The sequence below is a fragment of the Mesorhizobium sp. M7A.F.Ca.CA.004.12.1.1 genome, assembly GCF_003997835.1.
Lineage (GTDB): Bacteria > Pseudomonadota > Alphaproteobacteria > Rhizobiales > Rhizobiaceae > Mesorhizobium.
Genome location: NZ_RZRK01000873.1, coordinates 1 through 2,497 on the forward strand (window position 1 = coordinate 1; position 2,497 = coordinate 2,497).

The window sequence follows — 2,497 nt, forward strand, 5'->3', positions numbered from 1 at the left end:
TGTCAGGACTGACCGATGATCCCTCGCTATTCCCGGCCGGAAATGGTCGCCATCTGGTCGCCAGAAACCCGGTTCCGCATCTGGTTCGAGATCGAAGCCTATGCCTGCGACGCGTTGGCCGAACTCGGCGTCATCCCCAGGGAAGCGGCAAAAACCATCTGGGAAAAGGGCGGGGCGGCAAAATTCGATGTCGAGGCGATCGACGAGATCGAGCGCGTCACCAAGCATGACGTCATCGCCTTCCTGACCCATCTTGCCGAATTCGTCGGACCGGACGCCCGCTTCATCCACCAGGGGATGACCTCGTCCGATGTTCTCGACACCTGCTTTGCGGTGCAGCTTACCCGCGCCAGCGACATCCTGCTCGCCGACATCGATGGCTTGCTTGCAGCGCTTAAGCGCCGCGCCTTCGAGCACAAGGACACCGTCACCATCGGCCGCAGCCATGGCATCCATGCCGAGCCGACGACCTTTGGCGTCAAGCTGGCGCAGGCCTATGCCGAATTCTCGCGCTGCCGCGAGCGGTTGGTGCACGCGCGCGAAGACATCGCCACCTGCGCGATTTCGGGCGCGGTCGGCACCTTCGCCAACATCGACCCCTATGTCGAGGAGCATGTGGCGGCAAAGCTCGGCCTGAAGCCCGAGCCGGTGTCGACGCAAGTGATCCCGCGCGACCGCCACGCCATGTTCTTTGCCACGCTCGGCGTCATCGCCTCGTCGGTCGAGCGGCTGTCGATCGAAATCCGGCATTTGCAGCGCACCGAAGTGCTGGAAGCTGAAGAGTATTTTTCGCCGGGCCAGAAGGGCTCGTCGGCCATGCCGCACAAGCGCAACCCGGTGCTGACCGAAAACCTCACCGGTCTTGCCCGCATGGTGCGCTCCATGGCGCTGCCGGCGATGGAAAATGTGGCGCTCTGGCACGAGCGCGACATCTCGCACTCCTCGGTCGAGCGCATGATCGGCCCGGATGCCACCGTGACGCTCGATTTCGCACTGTCACGGCTGACCGGCGTCGTCGACAAGCTGCTCGTCTATCCCGACAACATGCTGAAGAACATGAACAAGTTCCGCGGCCTCGTGCATTCGCAGCGCGTCATGCTGGCGCTGACCCAAGCCGGCCTGTCGCGCGAAGACTCCTACCGGCTGGTGCAGCGCAACGCCATGAGAGTGTGGGAGCAAGGCGCTGATTTCCTTGAGGAACTTTTGGCCGACAAGGAAGTGACCGCAGCGCTGCCGGAAGCCGAAATCCGCGAGAAATTCGACTTGGGCTATCATACCAAGCATGTCGACACGATCTTCAAGCGGGTGTTTGGGGAAGCCTGAGCTTCCTTCTCCCCGTCACTATACGGGGAGAAGGTGCCGGCAGGCGGATGAGGGGCGGTGCCGACTTCGGCGACGATCGCAACCATTCACGCTTTGACAAATTCACGACTTTGGCGCTGCCCCTCATTTCCCTGCCGGGCATTTCTCCCCGTATAGTGACGGGGAGAAAGACGCTCTCAAGCCTTGGCGGGAATAGTCCTGATCACCGTGCCCCACGGATCTTCGCGGGTTGCCGGGCTCGTCACCTTGTCCGAACGCATCTCGACCCAGGCAAGGCCCGACCGGCTCGAATCGCGGCGGCCGGCGCCTGAACTCTGCCAGGCGTTGGCGCCGATGTGGTGATGATAGCCGCCCGACGACAGGAACACCGCCTGGCCACCGTATTTGGCCATGGTGTCGAAGCCAAATTCCTGGTTCCACCAGGCTTCGGCGTCTTCCGGCCTGCCGACACGCAGGTGGACATGGCCGACGATGCTGTTTTCCGGCGTACCCTGCCAGCCGGCATCACCCGCCGGCACTTCGGCAACGACGGACGGAATGTTCAGCCGTTCTGTCGCCATGGCAATCTTGTCGCCGTTCCACTTCCAGTCCTGCGGACGGCGGTCGGCATAGATCTCGATGCCATTGCCTTCGGGATCGGTCAGGTACAGGGCTTCGCTGACCAGATGGTCGGAAGCGCCCTCGATCGCGATCTTGTTTGATATGGCGTGGTTGATCCAGCGGCCGAGGTCGGCGCGGCTGGGCAGCAGGAAGGCGGTGTGGAACAGCCCGGCGCTGCGCGGATCATCCGGCTTGGCTGAAGCGTCCTGCTCAAGCACCAACAAGGGACGGTTGGCGGCGCCCAGGGTGATCGCGCCATCGGCACGGCTCAACTCCTGCAGACCGACAATTTCGCGGTAATAGGCGGCAAGGCTTTCCGCGTCGCGCGCCTTCAGCCCGACGCGGGCAACGCTGACCGGGGTGGTGGCGGCAAAAGGCAACTCGCTCATCGAATGCTCCGTTCGACCGGCCTGCGATGAAGCTCCCAAAGCGAGAAGCCCCACTCCGCCGATCATTGTACGTCGTGTCAGTTCCAAAGTCAGGGTTCCCGCGCACGGCTGTTTCTTTTCCTGACCACAGATCGTCCATCTGCATCGTTCACACAAGACGCGAAGAAGCGAACATGGTGTTCACT

General features: G+C 62.5%; 2 protein-coding genes. One reads left to right on the forward strand and one right to left on the reverse strand.

Going from position 1 to position 2,497, the window contains the following annotated elements; translation table 11 throughout:
* Positions 1-15: 15 nt before the first annotated feature.
* Complete coding sequence (gene purB, locus EN984_RS31035) at positions 16-1,323, forward strand: adenylosuccinate lyase (protein WP_127269895.1); 1,308 nt, start codon at positions 16-18, stop codon at positions 1,321-1,323.
* Positions 1,324-1,499: 176 nt separating this feature from the next.
* Here the strand turns inward: purB and EN984_RS31040 are convergent, their stop codons facing one another.
* Positions 1,500-2,312, reverse strand: a complete 813-nt coding sequence (locus tag EN984_RS31040) for a VOC family protein (protein ID WP_127269897.1) — start codon at positions 2,310-2,312, stop codon at positions 1,500-1,502.
* Positions 2,313-2,497 lie beyond the last annotated feature (185 nt).

Bases quoted from the DNA above. Each gene is read 5' to 3' on its own strand.
- purB (WP_127269895.1), top strand. From the start codon at position 16: ATGATCCCTCGCTATTCCCGGCCGGAAATGGTCGCCATCTGGTCGCCA.
- EN984_RS31040 (WP_127269897.1), bottom strand. From the start codon at position 2,312: ATGAGCGAGTTGCCTTTTGCCGCCACCACCCCGGTCAGCGTTGCCCGC.